The 16,413-nt window shown below is 65.6% G+C and carries 18 protein-coding genes; 5 read left to right on the top strand and 13 right to left on the bottom strand.

The features are described 5' to 3' along the window. Nucleotides 1-7: 7 nt before the first annotated feature. From ACXYMN_RS13510 to ACXYMN_RS13485, 6 genes are all read right to left on the bottom strand, one after another. The gene (locus tag ACXYMN_RS13510; RefSeq protein WP_459014239.1) at nt 8-997 is read right to left on the bottom strand and encodes a DUF2927 domain-containing protein; all 990 of its coding nucleotides are present in this window, start codon (nt 995-997) and stop codon (nt 8-10) included. Next, nucleotides 998-2,197, bottom strand: a complete 1,200-nt coding sequence (locus ACXYMN_RS13505; protein WP_459014238.1) for a toxic anion resistance protein — start codon at nt 2,195-2,197, stop codon at nt 998-1,000. Nucleotides 2,198-2,219: 22 nt separating this feature from the next. Next, entirely contained in the window at nt 2,220-3,134 is a 915-nt protein-coding gene (locus ACXYMN_RS13500) for a 5-bromo-4-chloroindolyl phosphate hydrolysis family protein (protein ID WP_459014237.1), read from the bottom strand. 185 nt (nt 3,135-3,319) lie between these two features. Continuing rightward, nucleotides 3,320-4,150, bottom strand: a complete 831-nt coding sequence (locus tag ACXYMN_RS13495) for a hypothetical protein (RefSeq protein WP_459014236.1) — start codon at nt 4,148-4,150, stop codon at nt 3,320-3,322. A 7-nt stretch (nt 4,151-4,157) separates the two neighbouring features. After that, complete coding sequence (locus ACXYMN_RS13490) at nt 4,158-4,355, bottom strand: hypothetical protein (RefSeq protein ID WP_459014235.1); 198 nt, start codon at nt 4,353-4,355, stop codon at nt 4,158-4,160. 84 nt (nt 4,356-4,439) lie between these two features. Then, complete coding sequence (locus tag ACXYMN_RS13485) at nt 4,440-5,243, bottom strand: pseudouridine synthase (RefSeq protein ID WP_459014234.1); 804 nt, start codon at nt 5,241-5,243, stop codon at nt 4,440-4,442. A gap of 64 nt (nt 5,244-5,307) precedes the next feature. Here ACXYMN_RS13485 and ACXYMN_RS13480 point away from each other — a divergent pair, with 64 nt between their 5' ends. Together ACXYMN_RS13480 and ACXYMN_RS13475 are read left to right on the top strand one after the other, a co-directional pair. Next, nucleotides 5,308-5,766 carry a nucleoside deaminase gene (locus ACXYMN_RS13480; protein ID WP_459014233.1) on the top strand — a complete coding sequence of 153 codons (459 nt, stop codon included), beginning with the start codon at nt 5,308-5,310 and terminating at the stop codon, nt 5,764-5,766. Beyond that, a complete protein-coding gene (locus ACXYMN_RS13475; protein WP_459014232.1) occupies nt 5,763-6,350 on the top strand; it encodes a pseudouridine synthase in 588 nt (195 codons plus the stop codon). The genes ACXYMN_RS13480 and ACXYMN_RS13475 overlap by 4 nt, the downstream gene beginning before the upstream one ends. Before the next feature lie 123 nt (nt 6,351-6,473). Here the strand turns inward: ACXYMN_RS13475 and hemF are convergent, their stop codons facing one another. The 4 genes from hemF to clpS all read right to left on the bottom strand — a co-directional run bounded on the left by hemF (nt 6,474) and on the right by clpS (nt 9,634). Next, nucleotides 6,474-7,367 (bottom strand): oxygen-dependent coproporphyrinogen oxidase, encoded by an 894-nt coding sequence (gene hemF / locus ACXYMN_RS13470; RefSeq protein WP_459014231.1) that lies wholly within the window; start codon nt 7,365-7,367, stop codon nt 6,474-6,476. Nucleotides 7,368-7,433: 66 nt separating this feature from the next. Next, entirely contained in the window at nt 7,434-8,234 is an 801-nt protein-coding gene (locus ACXYMN_RS13465) for an SDR family NAD(P)-dependent oxidoreductase (protein ID WP_459014230.1), read from the bottom strand. Nucleotides 8,235-8,277: 43 nt separating this feature from the next. After that, nucleotides 8,278-9,270 carry a methyltransferase gene (locus ACXYMN_RS13460; RefSeq protein ID WP_459014229.1) on the bottom strand — a complete coding sequence of 331 codons (993 nt, stop codon included), beginning with the start codon at nt 9,268-9,270 and terminating at the stop codon, nt 8,278-8,280. A gap of 34 nt (nt 9,271-9,304) precedes the next feature. Beyond that, nucleotides 9,305-9,634, bottom strand: coding sequence for an ATP-dependent Clp protease adapter ClpS (clpS, locus tag ACXYMN_RS13455; RefSeq protein WP_459014228.1), 330 nt, complete (start codon nt 9,632-9,634; stop codon nt 9,305-9,307). A gap of 132 nt (nt 9,635-9,766) precedes the next feature. Between clpS and ACXYMN_RS13450 the strand changes: the two genes are divergently transcribed. Together ACXYMN_RS13450 and ACXYMN_RS13445 are read left to right on the top strand one after the other, a co-directional pair. After that, nucleotides 9,767-10,462: an HAD family hydrolase gene (locus tag ACXYMN_RS13450; RefSeq protein WP_459014227.1), complete on the top strand. Its 696-nt coding sequence runs from the start codon at nt 9,767-9,769 to the stop codon at nt 10,460-10,462. A 245-nt stretch (nt 10,463-10,707) separates the two neighbouring features. Then, on the top strand, nt 10,708-12,309 hold the full coding sequence (locus tag ACXYMN_RS13445) for a D-alanyl-D-alanine carboxypeptidase family protein (protein ID WP_459014226.1): 1,602 nt from the start codon (nt 10,708-10,710) through the stop codon (nt 12,307-12,309). Between the two features lie 46 nt (nt 12,310-12,355). Here ACXYMN_RS13445 and ACXYMN_RS13440 read toward each other — a convergent pair whose 3' ends face one another. Then, nucleotides 12,356-13,240, bottom strand: a complete 885-nt coding sequence (locus tag ACXYMN_RS13440; protein WP_459014225.1) for a LysR family transcriptional regulator — start codon at nt 13,238-13,240, stop codon at nt 12,356-12,358. 99 nt (nt 13,241-13,339) lie between these two features. Between ACXYMN_RS13440 and ACXYMN_RS13435 the strand changes: the two genes are divergently transcribed. Further along, nucleotides 13,340-13,465 (top strand): hypothetical protein, encoded by a 126-nt coding sequence (locus tag ACXYMN_RS13435; RefSeq protein ID WP_459014224.1) that lies wholly within the window; start codon nt 13,340-13,342, stop codon nt 13,463-13,465. 205 nt (nt 13,466-13,670) lie between these two features. On the opposite strand, the gene ACXYMN_RS13430 is transcribed toward ACXYMN_RS13435, so the two are convergent. Together ACXYMN_RS13430 and ACXYMN_RS13425 are read right to left on the bottom strand one after the other, a co-directional pair. After that, a complete protein-coding gene (locus tag ACXYMN_RS13430) occupies nt 13,671-15,263 on the bottom strand; it encodes an ABC transporter ATP-binding protein (RefSeq protein ID WP_459014223.1) in 1,593 nt (530 codons plus the stop codon). After that, nucleotides 15,260-16,399, bottom strand: coding sequence for an ABC transporter permease (locus ACXYMN_RS13425; RefSeq protein WP_459014457.1), 1,140 nt, complete (start codon nt 16,397-16,399; stop codon nt 15,260-15,262). Before ACXYMN_RS13425 ends, ACXYMN_RS13430 begins: the two co-directional genes overlap by 4 nt. Nucleotides 16,400-16,413: the final 14 nt, after the last annotated feature.

The following is a 16,413-nucleotide window of genomic DNA, read 5'->3' as shown; positions in this document are numbered from 1 at the left end:
TGGCGGATCACGACGGGCCGACGCTGGCGATGGCTTCGCCGGTCAGCTCTGTCGCAAGGCGACGGATGATGGGACGGGCCGCAGCGGCGGTCATGCCGGGTGTCAGCGCCGGGTCATAGAGGATTTTCAGCAGCAACTCGTCCTGCCTGGTCAGCAGCGCGAACTCGTCGTCGTCGTTGAAGATCGACGGGCGTGCGTTGGGGCTGTCATTGGCAAGGCCGAGACCCTGGGCCACTTCCTCGTGGATGCAGGATTTCATCAGCAGGCTCGGATGCTCGGCCCGGATGACGGCGATCGCCTGGCCGTAGGCATAGCCGCCCTGATCGTCCGCGAAGGCGATGACCAGACAGTGAATGGCGCGCGGCAGCTGTTTGAAGACCGTCAGCGACGCGGCATCGATCTCGGGCACGATCGCCTTGATCCGCGGGGCAAGGTCCGCGCTGTCATCTTCGGACATGAAAAGCACGTGGAAGTTGGGATTGTTGTTGCTCATCGAGATCGGATGCCCGGTGATCCGGGCAAGGCGGGTCACGTAGCGGCGCAACTCGGCGCGTTCGCGATTGCGTTGGTCTTCGCTGACAGACGCGCCGAATTCGGCCTGCACACGCACCGGCTGGGTCCACTTCTTGACCGGCCCGAGATCGCCGGCCGACGCCTGCAGCCCGGCCCCCCGGCGGTATTCCTCGGTCAGCGCGATGCGCTCGAAGTTGCGGGCAAGCTGGGTGTCGGTGAGCGGCGTGTCGGCGCCGCCACCATCCGTGCGCAACAGCCCCTGTCCGACGAGGTCGCGTTCGACGCGGGCATAGTAGGCGGCCAGTTCCAGGCTGCGCGCGGACGGGCCGACGGGTTCAGGGGGCGGCGGCGGCGGCTCGGGCCGGTCCGGGCGTGCCTGTGGCGGCACACCCGGCGGGCCGGGATCGGGCTGCGTGACCGTGCAGCTCGCCAGGACCAGCGCCAGAAGCGCTGCGCCCAGCCGGGATGTCCACCCCGATGGCACTCAGGCCGCCGGAACCGCAGTACCGGCATTGTCGCCGGTCCCGTCGCGACGGGCCTTGGCCGAGGCCAGCGTATCGCGCAGTTCCGCCTCCATCTTCTTCATCTCTTCCTCGGCGGCCTTGCGGCGGGCCTTGCCCTCGTCGGCGATCTGCAGGCTTTCCTGGATCGTGCCGATCAGGTCCGCATTGGCCTTCTTGACCGCTTCGATGTCGAACACGCCGCGCTCCATTTCCTCGCGCACGATCGTGTTCGAGGCGCGCAGGTTCTCGGCGTTGGATGTGAGCAATTCGTTGGTCAGGTCATTGGCTTCGCGCACCGCCGCGGCAGCTTCGGTCGAGCGCTGGATCGTCACCGCCTGCGCCAGCTGCGTCTCCCAGAGCGGCACGGTGTTCACCAGGGTCGAGTTGATCTTGGTCACCAGCGACTTGTCGTTCTCCTGCACCAGCCGGATCGAGGGCAGCGACTGCATCGTCACCTGGCGGGTCAGCTTCAGGTCGTGTACCCGGCGTTCCAGGTCGTCGCGGGCGGCGCGCAGGTCGCGCAATTCCTGCGCCTTCATCACCTGATCGGCCTCGGGCGCGGCGCTGACCTCGGCTTCCTTGGCCGGGATGTGCTTGCCATCGAGTTCCGCCAGCTTGGCCTCGCCCGCCGCGATGTAAAGCGCCAGTTCGTCGTAAAACTGCAGCGTCTTGTCATACAGCATGTCGAGCGACTTGATGTCCTTCATCAGCACATGCTCGTGCTTGAGAAGCTCGTCGGTGATGCGGTCGATCTGGCCCTGCACCTCCTCGAAGCGGGCGGTGAATTTGGCGAAGGGCGCCGCCCGGCCCAAGAGCTTTTCCCACCACGCCCGTTCGCGGCGCACATCAAGCTCGGAGACGGAAAACCCGCGGATGGTGGTGACGATCCCGCGCAGGGAATCGCCCGCCGGTCCGACGTCCTTGTTCCGCACGCCCTGCAGCATCGCCTGGCTGATTTCCTGCAATTCCGCCTGCGCGCCCGAGCCGAACGTGACGATGGAGTTGGTGTCCTCCATGTCGATCTCGTCCATCCGGGTGCGAATCTCCTCGGCCACCGGGGCATCCGCCGCCTCAAGCGCGACCAGGTCCTCGGCGGGTTTTGGCATCGGCAGCGTGTTCTCGTTGAGTTCCTGCACGTTCGCGGTGTCTTCTGCGGCCTTGGTGCGCACCTGTTCCGACATTGAATTTTTTCCTTGTTTCAAACTAGTCCGATGACCGGCTGAGGGTTACGCCCTCGCGTTTCAGCCGGTCGCGCAATACGTCGATCTCGATCTTGAGATCGCTGTTGGTGTCGAGCATGAGTGTTTCGGTCTTCTGTCCGAACGAGGTCTCCAGATCGTCCAGAAGTGCCACGAAATCGGCCTTGGCCCGGGCGTCGCGATTGCGTCCGTAGATGTCCGCGAAGATGCGCGCGGCGTCGCGTGCGCCCATCAGGTAGACGCCAAGGTACTTGCGCGCGGCGGTCAGGTCGCGGGGGTCTTCCTCGACCGTCCGGATCAGATTGCGCGCGGTGATCTGGAACCGCTCGACCCGGGCTTCGACGCCCCGGTCGCCGGCGCGGCGGGCCGCCTCGCCCATGTCGGACAGATAGTCCTCGGCCTCGTCGACGACGCGGGCGACGCGGTCCTGCTGGAAGGCGTCCACATGCTCGAGCCCCTTGGCGTTGAGCGGATCGATCCCGAAGGCCGCCACGTGCAGCCCGCCACCCGCAACCGCGAACAGCGCGGCCTCGAACACGCCGCCGCCATGGGTCACGGTCGCCAGCCCGGTGCCGACGCCCGCAAGAAGGGCCGCCGCGATCTTGCGCGGAAGGGCAGGGCGGCGCGCGATCTTGCGTTCATTGTAAGCCGCCTCGGCCTTCAGGCCCTCGCGCAGCATGACCGCGCCCAGCACCCAGGCACCGGCACCGACCAGTCCGGTCAACAGACCGGTTGCACCGGCTCCGAGCGCGAACACCGCCAGCACCAGCGGCGGCAGGAACATCACGTTGGCGCGTGCGCCTACCGGATTGACCCGCGCGCCGTGATACGCGGGCGGCGCATCGCGCGTGTCGACACCGGGTTCTGTTGGATCTTCGCTGCCATTCGGGCTGAAGCGCCCGCCGAATCGCTGTGCCATCGGCCTACAGCCCCCCGAGCACGCCAGCGGCGACGCCGAGTTGCAGGACGATAAGCAGCGTGAAGGCAATCTTTTGCAGACCGGTTCCGGCCATGTGCGCCCCTTTTCCCAAGAACAGACGTAAAACTTAGGAAAAAGTGGGGTCAGTTACCAGATGCAAAGCAAGAAAGTCGCCCGATCGCCGGTCAGCTTGCCCTGTTCTCGCGCATCCGGTCGAGCAGCAGGTCGGCCTCGAGTGCGAAGGCGTCACAATCGGTCTTGGTGCGCCGTTTGCGGGCGCGTGTTTCGAATCCGTCGGACAGCGCCGCGATCCGGCGGGCGAACCGCCGCGCCGCGTGATGGCTGTCCGTTTGCCACTGGGTCTCAAGCTCTGCGACTTCCCGCTCGGCCAGCGAAATGAAGGTCGCGAGGGGGCGTTCGAAGGCAGCGAAATCGGGCGGATGCGACACATGTGCGCGCACCAGCCGCAGGATCGCCGAGCGGACGGCCTCGGCGCGCAATGTCAGATCCGGCTCTTGCAATTCGGCGACGCGGCAGACCAGTCGGTCCATTGCGGCCTCGGTTTTCGTCAATGTGCGCTGCGCCGCATGCTCCGCAAGGACCTGCGGATCGTCAAAGCCCTTGTCCCGCATGGGATCGGTGCCGAAGGCCGCAACCGCAAGCCCGAAGGCCAGCGCACCGCACAGAAGCGGCATGTTCCAGGTGGTAAAATGGTTGGCCGCCAGAAGCAGTGCCGAAAGGCCCAGAACCCCGGCTCCCAGCAACTTGCGCGGCAGCTTGGGGCGGCGTGCGGCGCGGGCGGCGTGATAGCGGATCTCGACCCCGCGCCCGGCGCCAATCAGCGCCAGCCCGAGCGCGATCAGCGCAAAGTGCAGCAGCGCCGCGATGGCCGCGCTGACCGACCCCAGAAAGAGCCAGAACATCAACGGGAAGGCCGCCAGCAACAACAGCGGCAGACCGTCCCGCGCGGTCGCCCGAGCAAGCTTGGAGGACGGGGAATCCGGTGCATAGGTCATGACTGCCTCACGCGAAACACAAGCCGAAGAACAAAAGCCACAAAAGCCCGAACGCCGCGTTCGACAGCGCCCGCCCGTTGGCGAAGACCTGCCCGAGGCTGGTGCGCAACGACGTCATCGTATCCGCCGCGATCATGCGGAAATTCTTGGTGATCACGACGACCGACACGCCGATCACGGCGATTGTGAGCAAGGAAAACAACATGCGCCCAAACTCACCGCGAATCCGGGCGAAATCGGGGCACAAGGCAGGAATAAGTTGGAACTTTTCCCGCTTGGTTAACGCGGATTAGCGCCTCGGGGCGGATCGCCGTGCACGCCGGACCAGCGGCTTTTTCGGTTGCGGGTCCTTGGGTTTGTCCGCGTCCAGGCCCAACTGGTCGCGCAACACGCGCGGGCGGATCTCTTCGACCGCGCCGGGCTTGAGCTGCCCCAGCTGGAAGGGCCCGTAGGAGATTCGGATCAACCGGTTCACCTTGAGCCCGATATCCTCCATCGCGCGGCGCACCTCGCGATTCTTGCCCTCGCGCAGTCCGATGGTCACCCAGGCATTGGCACCCTGCTGCCGATCGAGCGTCACGATCATCGGCTGAAAGCGCTGACCGTCGATGGTCAAGCCCTTGCGCAGGGGGTCGAATGTGGCGTCCGTCGGCCTGCCGTTGACGCGCACACGGTAGCGCCGCAGCCAGCCGGTCGAGGGCAGTTCAAGCTTGCGCTTGACCCCGCCATCGTTGGTCAGCAGCAGCAACCCTTCGGAGTTCAGGTCAAGTCGCCCCACCGACATCACCCGGGGCAGATCCTCGGGCAGGTCGTCGAAGATCGTCGCGCGCCCCTGTTCGTCCCTGGCGGTGGTCACCAGTCCGGTCGGCTTGTGATAAAGCCAGAGTCGCGCGGGCTCGGGCGCATCCAGTGGCTTGCCGTCGACGGTGATCCTGTCCTTGTCGGTGACGTTCAGCGCCGCGCGGTCGATCACCACTCCGTTCACCGCGATGCGACCTTCGATGATCATGCGCTCGGCCACGCGCCTTGAGGCGACGCCTGCACGCGCAAGCACCTTGGCGATGCGGTCTCCGGGGGGTGTGCTGTCGGTCATGGGATCGCTCTAACCCGGCCCGCGCGCCCTGTCCATCGCCGCCGCATCGCGCTAGAAACGCGGCATGCCATTCCGCAGCCACATGGAAACCGCGCTCGAGGAAGCCCGCGCCGCCGCGGCCCGTGGCGAAGTGCCCGTGGGCGCGGTCGTGGTGGACGCGGGCGGCACAGTGCTGGCACGGGCAGGCAACCGCACACGCGAGCTTCGCGATGCCACGGCACACGCGGAGATGCTGGCCCTGCGCGCGGCCTCTGCCGCGCTGGGGCAAGAGCGGCTGACGGGCTGCGATCTCTACGTCACGCTGGAGCCCTGCGCGATGTGCGCCGGAGCCATCGGACACGCCCGGATCGCGCGGCTGTACTACGCTGCCGCCGATCCGAAATCCGGTGGCACGGCACACGGCGCCCGGGTTTTCGCGCATCCGCAATGCCATCACGTGCCCGAGATTTATGACGGAATCGGCGGTGCCGAGGCAGAAGGGCTTCTCCGCGCTTTCTTCGCCGCGAAGCGCTCGGCTCGATGACCCCGCATCCCCGCGCACCCCGTCGCCCGCGCCCCGCGCGTCGTCGCCTGATCCTGTTCAACAAGCCCTTCGGGTGCCTGTCGCAATTCACCGACAAGGGCACCCGGGGATCGGACCGCGCGACCTTGTCGGACTTCATCGAGGTGCAGGACGTCTATCCCGCGGGTCGCCTCGATCGCGACAGCGAGGGACTGTTGGTTCTGACAAACGACGGCAAGTTGCAGGCGCAGATCGCGCACCCGGATTTCAAGCGGCCGAAAACCTATCTGGCGCAGGTCGAAGGGACCCCCTTGCCAGAGCAGATCTCGGCGCTGTGCCACGGTGTCGTCTTGAAGGATGGCCCCACACGGCCCGCCAAAGCCCGTATCATCGCGCCGCCCGATCTGTGGGCGCGCGACCCGCCGGTGCGGTTCCGCAAGTCCGTGCCCGATGCCTGGCTCGAGATCACCCTGACCGAGGGACGCAATCGGCAGGTGCGGCGCATGTGCGCGGCGGTGAATCTGCCCTGTCTGCGGCTGGTGCGGTGGCAGGTCGGGGACTGGTCGCTTGCGGGTCTCGCGCCCGGTGCCTGGCGAGAGATCTGAGTGGCCATCGCCGCGTTGCGTATTTCGAAAATGGAAAGCCAGCGAACGGCGCGCAGTCCTGATGCCTTTCCATTTTGACAAATACGCACTCCGGACCGTGCCAACTGGCGAAGGTCCGATCCGTCAAACCCACTTCGCCATGGGCGGCAGCGACATCAGCACGGCATTGGCATCATGTCCGGTCTCGAGGCCGAACTTCGTGCCGCGGTCATAGACAAGGTTGTATTCCGCATAGAGCCCGCGATGGACAAGCTGTGCGTCTTTCTCGGCCGCGTCGAAAGGCTGTGTCCGGCGGGCTTCGACCAGCGGCACATAGGCGGGCACGAAGGCGCGGCCGATGTCCTGCGTCAGGCGGAAATCGTCGGACCAGTTTCCGGTGCAGTGATCGTCCATGAAAATGCCGCCGACGCCGCGGCCGCGTTTGCGGTGGGGGATATAGAAGTACGTGTCCGCCCATTTCTTCAGGCGCGGATATAGGTCATCGCCATGTGGATCGAGATGGGCTTTCTGCTGGGCATGGAAATGCGCGGTGTCCTCTGGGTACTCGATGCACGGGTTGAGGTCAGAGCCGCCGCCGAACCACCAGGCGTGGGGCGTCCAGAACATCCGCGTGTTCATGTGGACCGCAGGCACATGGGGGTTTTGCATATGCGCCACCAGGCTGATCCCGGATGCCCAGAAGCGCGGGTCGTCCTGCATGCCCGGGATGCCCTTGCGCGCGGCCATCGCGGCCTGGGCGCGGTCGCCCAGGGTGCCGAACACCTCGGAGATGTTCACACCGACCTTCTCGAAGACCCGACCGCCGCGCATCACGCTCATCAGCCCGCCGCCCGCGTCCGAGCCGTCATCCGAGGCGCGCCTGGTTTCGGTGACCTCAAAGCTGCCCGGTGCGGCATCCGCGAAAGGCCCGTCGGAATGCGACCGTTCCAGCGCCTCGAAGGCCGCCACGATCTGATCGCGCAATTGGCGGAACCAGGCCGCCGCGCGGGCGCGTTCTTCCGTCAGCTCGTCGGTCATGGCAGCTCTCCTTCCGGGGTCTCTATTGCCAAGCGGCGGAACGCGCCGCAAGCCCCGCGGTCCGCGTCAATGCGCCGGTGCGGTCACCGGGTCGAGCAGGGTGCGCCCACCGTCGATGGTCATGATCTGACCGGTCAGGAACTTTGCGGAGTCCGAACACAGGAACTGCACCGCCTCTGACAATTCCTCGGGGGCGGCGATCCGGCCCAGCGGCGTGTGGTCCTCGATGTTGCCGCGATATTCGCTGTGTTCCTTGAGCGAGTCCTTCAGGCTTGAGGACATCACCGATCCGAAGGCCACCGCGTTCACCCGGATGCGATCGGGGGCGAGGGCCACCGCCATCGAGCGGGTCATCTGGTCCAGTGCCGCGCAGGACACCGAATAGCCCATCAGTTGCGGGTGGGTGCGCCGCGCGGCGATGGAGGACAGATTGACGATCGCGCCGATCTGCCCGGTTTCCTGTTTCTTGCCCTGCTTGATCATGCGGCGGGCCACCAGTTGCGACAGCCGCATCGCCGTCATCAGGTTCTGGTTCAGCAGGATCTCAACCGATTCGTCGTCCATGGACAGGGGATCGGTTTCGATCATCTGGCGCGAACCGTTGATCAGGATGTCCACCCGGTCGAAGGCGTCAAGCGTCGCCGACAGCAGGTTCGCCAGCGTCAGCTTCTCGCGCAGGTCGCCTGCGAAGTAGCGCATGGTGTCGCTTTGTTCGGTGTCGCCCACTTCCTTGCTCAGCCGCGTCTCGTCGATATCGGCGAACATCACGTTGGCTCCGCGCGCCGCGAAATGCCGGGCGATGGCCAGCCCGACGCCGTTTGCCGCGCCGGTGACGATGGCGGTCTTGCCCTCGATGGAAAAACTCATGCCCGTGCCTCCTCGGGTGTCGGTTCGGCGACCCTAGACCAGCTTAGCGGCGGGTTCGAGACGGACGTTGCGCCAAGAGCACCTTGAAGCGCCCGTCACCGGCAAATTCCGAGACCTTGCCGAAATGGGTGGTCAGCGTCTCTTCATAGGGCAATTGCCGGTTGGCGACGACGAAAAGCCGCCCCGACGGCGCCAGAATGCGCGCGGCATTCGCCAGAAAGGCGCGGCCGAGCCCGGGGTCGGCGGTGCGCCCGGTGTGAAAGGGCGGGTTGGTCACGATGAAATCGAGCGCCGTGTCCGGTTTCCAGTCGCGCGCATCGTCCCAGTGGAAGGCCGCGCGCGGATCGGTGACATTGGCGCGCGCGCACCTCAGCGCGTCGTGATCCGCCTCGACCAGATGCAGCGCGGTGATGTCGTCCCGAGACAGAAGGCGGGCCGCGAGGTACCCCCACCCGGCCCCGAGATCGGCACCCCGTCCCGACAGGTCCGCAGGCAGCGCATCCGCCAGAAGCCGCGAGGCCGGGTCGATGCCATCGGCGGAAAACACACCGGGCAGGGTCAGATATCCGTCGGAATTGCGGGTGGGTCCGGTCACGCGCCAGTCGGCAAAGGCACCCTCGGCCATGAAGGCCAGGCATTTGCCATGCGCTTTTGCGACATTGGCGGTCAGCGTGACCCGTCGGCGCAGCGACTTCAGCATCGTCTCGATGCCGTCTGTCTTGGCGCCGTCGACGATCACCGTCCCGGTGCCGACCACCGCCTCGGCTTCGGCCACCAGCCCTTCGGCCTCGGCCCGGGCGCGGGGCAAGAAGACGACGGCGGCGGCGTAATCGCCCTCGGCGGCGGTGCTGGCGGCGATGCCGCGCGCGACCAGTGCTTCATGGTCCGGATAGTGCCGCTGGATGGCGTGGCAACGCGAAAGCGGCAGGGCCGAGAGGTCGACATCGGCGGAGGGGTTGAACAGCGCGATGCGTCCGGTCCCGGGCAGGGTGACGTCGCCATTGGAGATGGCGTGGGTCAGGCGTGCGGTGCTCATGTGGGGGTCCCGGAAAGGCGGGGCGCGCTGCGCCTCACTCTTTCTCCATCGTGCATTGCAGGGGGTGCTGATGGCGGCGGGCAAAGTCCATGACCTGACCGACCTTGGTCTCGGCGATCTCGTGGCTGAAGACGCCCACGACGGCGAGGCCCTTCTTGTGCACCGTCAGCATGATCTCGAAGGCCTGCGCGTGGTTCAGGCCGAAGAACCGTTCCAGAACATGCACCACGAATTCCATCGGCGTGTAGTCGTCGTTCAGCAGCATGACCTTGTAAAGCGGCGGACGTTTCGTGCGGGTCTTGGTCTCGACCACCACGCCGGTGTCGTCGTCGCCCTGTCCGGGCGGGCGAACGGCCTGGGCCATCGGCTGCGCGCTGTTCGATAATGTCATCATAAGGGGCGGGTTGCCGTGTTCGATTGCTCGGTTGCGTCGGTGAAGTATATAACCCGAGCTTCGGTTAAAAAAAGGCCCCTCTGGGCGGGGAATGTAAGAGACATGCGGAATCTCCGGACAATTGCCTTCGATGCGGACGATACGCTTTGGCACAACGAGCGGTTCTTCAAGCTCACCCAGGCGCATTTCGCAACGCTTCTGCGGGACTATGCCGATCCGCACGACCTTGACCGACGTCTGCTGGCAGCGGAACGGCGCAACCTTGGCCATTATGGATTCGGCGTCAAGGGCTTCACCCTGTCGATGATCGAAACCGCCCTCGAGGTGACCGACCACAAGGCACCGGGCCACGTCATCCGCGAGATCATGGAAGCCGGTCGCGAGATGCTGGCCCATCCGGTCGAACTGCTGCCGCATGTGGAGGCGACCTTGTCCGCGCTGGCGCAGTCGCATTTCGTCATGATCGTGACCAAGGGCGACCTGCTGCACCAGGAACGCAAGGTGGCGCAGTCGGGGCTGGGCGAGATGTTCGACGCGGTCGAGGTCGTCTCGGACAAGACGCCCGAGGTCTACGCGCGGCTGTTCGCGCAGGTGCCCGGCGGGGCGGCCGGCACGATGATGGTCGGCAATTCGATGAAATCCGATGTGCGTCCCGCCATCGAGGCGGGCAGCTGGGGGGTCTACGTGCCGCACGACCACGCCTGGGACCTCGAGGCGGCGGAGGCCCCCGATCATCCCCGCTTCGCCGAAGTGGCGGACCTGTCGTTCCTGCCGGGACTCATCGCCGGAATCGGCTGAAAGCGCTGCCTTTCGGGCGCCTTATCCCCGCCACATTCCCGCCACAATCCCAGCCAGTTGTGGGTGCGGTGTCCCGGGCATCTAGATATTGCGTCACGCCGCGTGCAAAAAGCAAATAACAGAGCGTTATGAAGCCTTTGCGACACGGCATTCATGTGCTAGCCTGATTTCATAACAAGGCGTTAAGCCAAAAAATGGCTCACCCGAAAAATCGGGGGGCAACGAGGCAGAGAAGGCATAAAACCGTGAAGGTACCGCACAGGCAGGCGGGCCATTCAGGCCTGTATTTTTTCACCGCGTTCTGGTTTCTGGTGCTTCTTCCATTAAGCGCCGTCGCCGCGCCCTATGCGGGCATGGTGATGGATGCGCGCACCGGAAAGGTCTACTATTCCGAGAACGCAGACACCCGATTGCATCCCGCGTCGCTGACCAAGATGATGACGCTCTATATCGCTTTCGAGGCGGTCGAGAACGGCGAATTGTCGATGGATACGCTGGTGAGCATCTCGCGCAATTCCGCAGCCGAGCCGCCGTCGAAACTGGGGCTCCGGGCGGGCCAGAAGATCGCGTTGCGCTACCTGGTGCGGGCCGCGGCGGTCAAATCCGCAAACGATGCGGCCACCGCCATCGGCGAAGCGATCGAAGGCTCCGAGGCGGCATTCGCGCGGCGCATGAACCGCACCGCCAAGGCGCTGGGCATGACGCGCACCAACTTCAAGAACGCGCACGGGTTGACCGAAAGCGGGCATCTTTCCACCGCGCGCGACATGACGATCCTCGGGCGGCACGTGCTGTATGATTACCCCGAATACTACAACCTGTTCAGCCGTATTTCGGCCGATGCAGGCGTGCGCACCGTGTCCCACACCAATCGCCGCCTGCTGAATAGCTATGCCGGTGCCGACGGGATCAAGACCGGATACACCCGCGCGGCAGGCTTCAACCTGGTGGCATCGGCCGAACGCGGCGGCGAACGTGTGATCGCCACGGTGTTTGGCGGGCGGTCGACCGCGACACGCAACGCGCAGGTCGAGAAGCTGCTCGATCTCGGGTTCGGCAAGGCCCCGACACGGGTCGCCTTCAATCCGCCCGGCAGGCCGCCTTACATGGGCAAGGTCGGCGGCGGTGTCATGGTGGCCGAGACCGCCGATCCAAGCCCCGGCCATCGCGGCAAGTCCATTCGCGTGGCCGCGGCATCGGTGACACGCAGCCTGCGGCCCCAGACCCGGCCCGTGGAAGAGCCCGCGCCGCTGCTCGTGGCCGAGGTCGGCGACGACATCCAGAGCCTCGTGGACGAGGCCGTCGCGCTGGCGATGGTCGCACAGGAAGACCCGGCGCCCGCGCCTGCGCCTGTTGCGCCTGTCGCAGCTGTCGCGACCGAGGTCGAGGTCGCCGCGATGACCGAGATCCCGGAGCTTGAGCCGGATGCGGTTGCCGCCGCCGTGCTGGCCGCGAGCGCCGTGGCCCCCACGGTGTCGCTGGCACCGAAGCCGCGCCCGGCAGCGGTGGTGCTGGCTTCGCTGGATACCTCGGATGCCGCGACGCCGTCCCCGACCCCCGCCGTCGTTGCCGCGCCACGTGAAGTGGTCAGCCGCATCTCGACATCGGGCGGGCGGCACTGGGGCATCAATGTCGGCACCTATCCAAGCCGCTATTCGGCGGAACGGGTGCTTCTCAAGACCGCATTGCAGGAGATGGCCACGCTGGATGGCAGCCTGCGCAAGGTCATCAACCGCGGCAACGGCTTTGACGCCAATTTCATGGGGCTGACCCAGGAAACCGCCGCGCTTGCCTGTCAGCGCCTGGCCGCGCGACAGGTCGACTGCACCCCGATCGGACCCAGCTGAGCCCGCGCAACAAACCTCGTGCGACCTCTGCAGACGCGCCGAAGGATCATTCCTTCGGCGCGTTCGATTTCGCCTCTCGATGAATCCAGCGCAGGAAGGCCTTGAGCGGCGGGCGATGCGTGCCCGGCAGGGTCACGACGTGATAGCCCGCGTTCGGTCTTTCCTCGTAGATCAGGCGCAGGCGGCCGGCGCGCAGGTCCTCCTCGACGGCGATGCGGGTCGATACCGCGATGCCCTGACCGTTGCGCGCCCCGTCCAGCATCAGGTTGCCGGGGGCGACGATGCCCTTGATCCGCGCACCCTCGACGCCGCGGTGGACCAGCGCCGCCGTGGCCTCGGTGTTGCCCAGTTCCTGTATCCAGGGAAACCGCGTGAGTTCGGACAGCGCGGGCAGATCACCGGTCCCGACAAGCTTCGGTGCGGCAACCACGGTGATCGGCGACCGGATGAGTTCGCGCGATTCCAGGCCGGGCCATGGCCCCTCGCCATAGCGGATCGCCACATCGACACCACCCGGCTGCAGCGGCATCAGCGCGGGCGTCGGCGCGATCATCACATCGACATCCGGGTGCGCTTCGCTGAAGTTGGCCAGTCGCGGCATCAGCCAGTTCGCGGCAAAGGTCGGCGAGGTGGTGACGTGCAGCGGACGGTCCGCGTCGGCCCCGGTCAGCGCATCGACGGTCCGCGCGATGGTGCCGAAGCCTTCGGCCAATGCCTGCGCCAGTTCATGCCCTTCATAGGTCAGCGACAGGGATCGCCCGACCCGGTCGAGCAGGCGCAGACCCAGATGCGCCTCGAGCGACCTGAGCTGCTGGCTGATCGCGGCATGGCTTACGTTCAGCATGCGCCCGGCTGCGGTCACCGAACCGGTCTCGGCATAAGCAGAAAAGGCCCGCAAGGCAGTCAAAGGCGGCAGATTGGACCAGTCCATATGTAACCCAAACTTACATCAGCTCATTTTTACTGGCTCGCATATGGCCACCATAAAGGCAATATGGATGGCAGGCACAGAATTGAAGGAGGATCGGCCATGTTGACCATACTTGCACAGAGCTTCGGCGTCGCGACCCGGCGCTCCGGATCGGAAATTTCGAAAGAAAACTCCGGTAAGCCCGGCACACCCGAGAAGATCAGGTTCCGGGCCCCGAAAGACTGAGATCGGTTGGCAATCCGGGCCGCGCGATCATCGCGACGGCACTTCCCCGGTGTCGGCAGGACCGGATGCGCTGACCAGGACGCCCCGAACCTGACCTGTCAGGCCCGCAGCATCTCAACGCCGGATCGCGCCGCTCGGTCCGGCGTTTTGCCGTCCGATGGGCTGCCAGGACTGACCGGGGCAGGCTGATCGCCCGTCCGCGACCCTAGCCCAATGGCGCAAAGGCCGCCGCCATCAGGGTGCGGGTGTACTCCGTTTCGGGCGCGTCGAAGATCGCATCGGTGCTGCCGTATTCGATCACGTCGCCCTGTTTCATCACGATGACCTTGTGGCTCATTGCGCGGATCACCTTGAGATCGTGCGAAATGAACAGGTAGGCCAGATCGTACTTGCGTTGCAGATCGCGCAGCAGGTTCACGATCTGCACCTGTACCGTCATGTCGAGCGCCGAAGTCGGCTCGTCCAGCACCAGAAGCCGGGGTCGCAGCACCATGGCGCGCGCGATCGCGATACGCTGGCGCTGGCCGCCGGAAAACTCGTGCGGATAGCGGTGCATCGTCGCCGGATCGAGCCCGACCTCCTGCATCACCTCGGTGACCAGTTCGCGGTGGCTGCGCCCGTCCGGTGCGCCATGCACGCCCAGTCCCTCGGCGATGATCTGTTCGCAGGTCATGCGCGGGCTGAGTGAGCCGTAGGGGTCCTGAAACACGATCTGCATCTCCGAGCGCAGGCGGCGCAATTCCTTGGTGGACCAGCGGCGCACGTCCTCGCCGCGATAGGTGATGCCGCCTTCGGACTGGATCAGCCGCATGATCGCCAGCGCCAGCGTGGTCTTGCCCGACCCCGATTCGCCGACGATGCCGACGGTTTCGCCCGCCCGCACCGAAATCGAGGCGGCGTTCACGGCCTTCACGTAGCCCGTCGTGCGTTTCATCAGGCCCTTGTGGATCGGAAACCAGATCCTGAGGTTGTCGGTCCGCGCGATTTCCTCGGCGTCGGCGCGCACCGGATCCGGCGTGCCCGTGGATTCCGCCGACAGCAGCATCTGCGTATAGGGGTGCTGCGGGTTGGCGAAAATCTCGGCCGTAGGGCCGGTTTCGACGATTTCGCCGTGCTGCATCACGCAAACCCGGTCGGCGATGCGGCGCACGATGCCGAGGTCATGGGTGATAAACAGCATGCTCAGGCCTTCGGCGCGCTTGAGCACGGCCAGCAATTCGAGGATCTGCGCCTGGATCGTCACGTCGAGCGCGGTCGTCGGTTCGTCCGCGATCAGCAGTTCGGGGCCGTTGGCCAGCGCCATGGCGATCATCACACGCTGCCGCTGCCCGCCGGAAAGCTGGTGCGGATAGGCCCCGAGCCGACTTTCAGGATCGCGAATGCCGACGCGGTTCAGCAAATCGAGGATGCGCGCGCGGGCGGCTTCGCCCACCAGACCCTGATGCAGCGCGATGCTTTCCGACAGCTGTTTCTCAAGCGTGTGCAGCGGGTTGAGCGACGTCATCGGTTCCTGGAAAATGAACGAGATGTCATTGCCGCGCACCTTGCGCAACAGTGTTTCGCAGGCACCAATCATCTCCTGGTTGTCATAGCGGACCGAGCCGCTGACAATCGCCGCCGACCCCAGCAGTTGCACGGTCGACAGCGCGGTCACCGACTTGCCCGACCCGGATTCGCCCACCAGCGCCACGGTTTCCCCGCGCGCGATGTCGAAGGACACGCCTCGCACCGCCTGCGTCTCGGCCCCGTCCTGGCGAAAGGACACGGACAGGTTGCGGACTTCAAGGATGTTGCTCATGAAAAGGTCTTTCGCGGGTCGAACGCGTCGCGCACGCCCTCGAATATGAACACCAGCAGCGACAGCATCACGGCAAAGACGGTGAAGGCCGAAAATCCCAGCCATGGCGCTTGCAAGTTCTGCTTGGCCTGAAGCGTCAGCTCGCCCAGGGACGGTGCCGATGACGGCAGGCCAAAGCCCAGAAAGTCGAGGCTGGCAAGTGTCGAGATGGTGCCGGTGACGATGAAGGGCAGCATGGTCACGGTCGCGACCATGGCGTTGGGCAACATGTGGCGGAACATGATCTTGCCGTTGGATACGCCGAGCGCCTTGGCCGCGCGCACGTATTCAAGGTTGCGCGCGCGCAGGAATTCGGCGCGCACCACGCCCACCAGCGCCACCCAGCCGAACAGCACCGTGAGGCCCACCAGCAGCCAGAAACTGCGCCCCAGGATCGCGAAGAGGATGATGATGATGTAAAGTGACGGCGTCGCTGCCCAGATCTCGATGATGCGCTGGAACACCAGATCGACCCAGCCGCCGAAATAGCCCTGCACCGCCCCCGCGATGATGCCGATGATCGACGAGACCACCGTCACGATCAGGGTGAACAGGATCGACAGGCGGAAGCCGTAGATCACCCGCGCCGCGACATCGCGCTTGGTGTCGTCAGTGCCCAGCCAGTTTTCGCCATTGGGGGGCAGGGGGGCGGCGCCGGGACGGTCCACGGGGGTGTCGTAGCTATAGGGAATGGGCGGCCAGATCATCCAGCCCTTGTGAAACTCCGGGTCCTCGATGGTGCCTGCGCGGGCCGCCGCGATCAGGTCGTCCGGGTCGTCGAAGCAATCGATCAACCCGCCGGTTTCGACCAGGCAGCGCACTTCGGGGTCGCGATAGGCCGCCTCGGTGCGGAAATCGCCGCCGAAGTCGGTTTCGGCATAGAAGGTGAAGATCGGCATGCGCAATTCGCCGCGATAGCTGATCAGGATCGGTTTGTCGTTGGCCAGAAACTCGGCGAACAGCGACAGGCCGAACAGCACCGCGAAGATCCACAGCGACCACAGCGCGCGGCGGTTCTTCTTGAAGTTGCGCCAGCGCCGCTGGTTCAGGGGCGACAGGCCAAAGCGGCCGCGCGGCGGCTCCGGTGCGACGGGCATGCCGGGCATGGGTT

This window comes from Roseivivax sp. CAU 1753 (assembly GCF_054482575.1).
Note: the sequence above shows the minus strand (reverse complement) of the source record. Positions and strands in the feature narration are given on the sequence as shown.

What these genes read in the sequence shown, in the direction of transcription:
- ACXYMN_RS13425 (WP_459014457.1), bottom strand. Translation starts at nt 16,399, where the DNA reads ATGCCCGTCGCACCGGAGCCGCCGCGCGGCCGCTTTGGCCTGTCGCCC.
- ACXYMN_RS13450 (WP_459014227.1), top strand. Translation starts at nt 9,767, where the DNA reads ATGCGGAATCTCCGGACAATTGCCTTCGATGCGGACGATACGCTTTGG.
- clpS (WP_459014228.1), bottom strand. Translation starts at nt 9,634, where the DNA reads ATGGCCCAGGCCGTTCGCCCGCCCGGACAGGGCGACGACGACACCGGC.
- ACXYMN_RS13460 (WP_459014229.1), bottom strand. Translation starts at nt 9,270, where the DNA reads ATGAGCACCGCACGCCTGACCCACGCCATCTCCAATGGCGACGTCACC.
- ACXYMN_RS13485 (WP_459014234.1), bottom strand. Translation starts at nt 5,243, where the DNA reads ATGACCGACAGCACACCCCCCGGAGACCGCATCGCCAAGGTGCTTGCG.
- ACXYMN_RS13435 (WP_459014224.1), top strand. Translation starts at nt 13,340, where the DNA reads ATGTTGACCATACTTGCACAGAGCTTCGGCGTCGCGACCCGGCGCTCC.
- ACXYMN_RS13500 (WP_459014237.1), bottom strand. Translation starts at nt 3,134, where the DNA reads ATGGCACAGCGATTCGGCGGGCGCTTCAGCCCGAATGGCAGCGAAGAT.
- ACXYMN_RS13440 (WP_459014225.1), bottom strand. Translation starts at nt 13,240, where the DNA reads ATGGACTGGTCCAATCTGCCGCCTTTGACTGCCTTGCGGGCCTTTTCT.
- ACXYMN_RS13475 (WP_459014232.1), top strand. Translation starts at nt 5,763, where the DNA reads ATGACCCCGCATCCCCGCGCACCCCGTCGCCCGCGCCCCGCGCGTCGT.
- ACXYMN_RS13490 (WP_459014235.1), bottom strand. Translation starts at nt 4,355, where the DNA reads ATGTTGTTTTCCTTGCTCACAATCGCCGTGATCGGCGTGTCGGTCGTC.
- ACXYMN_RS13465 (WP_459014230.1), bottom strand. Translation starts at nt 8,234, where the DNA reads ATGAGTTTTTCCATCGAGGGCAAGACCGCCATCGTCACCGGCGCGGCA.
- ACXYMN_RS13480 (WP_459014233.1), top strand. Translation starts at nt 5,308, where the DNA reads ATGCCATTCCGCAGCCACATGGAAACCGCGCTCGAGGAAGCCCGCGCC.
- hemF (WP_459014231.1), bottom strand. Translation starts at nt 7,367, where the DNA reads ATGACCGACGAGCTGACGGAAGAACGCGCCCGCGCGGCGGCCTGGTTC.
- ACXYMN_RS13505 (WP_459014238.1), bottom strand. Translation starts at nt 2,197, where the DNA reads ATGTCGGAACAGGTGCGCACCAAGGCCGCAGAAGACACCGCGAACGTG.
- ACXYMN_RS13495 (WP_459014236.1), bottom strand. Translation starts at nt 4,150, where the DNA reads ATGACCTATGCACCGGATTCCCCGTCCTCCAAGCTTGCTCGGGCGACC.
- ACXYMN_RS13430 (WP_459014223.1), bottom strand. Translation starts at nt 15,263, where the DNA reads ATGAGCAACATCCTTGAAGTCCGCAACCTGTCCGTGTCCTTTCGCCAG.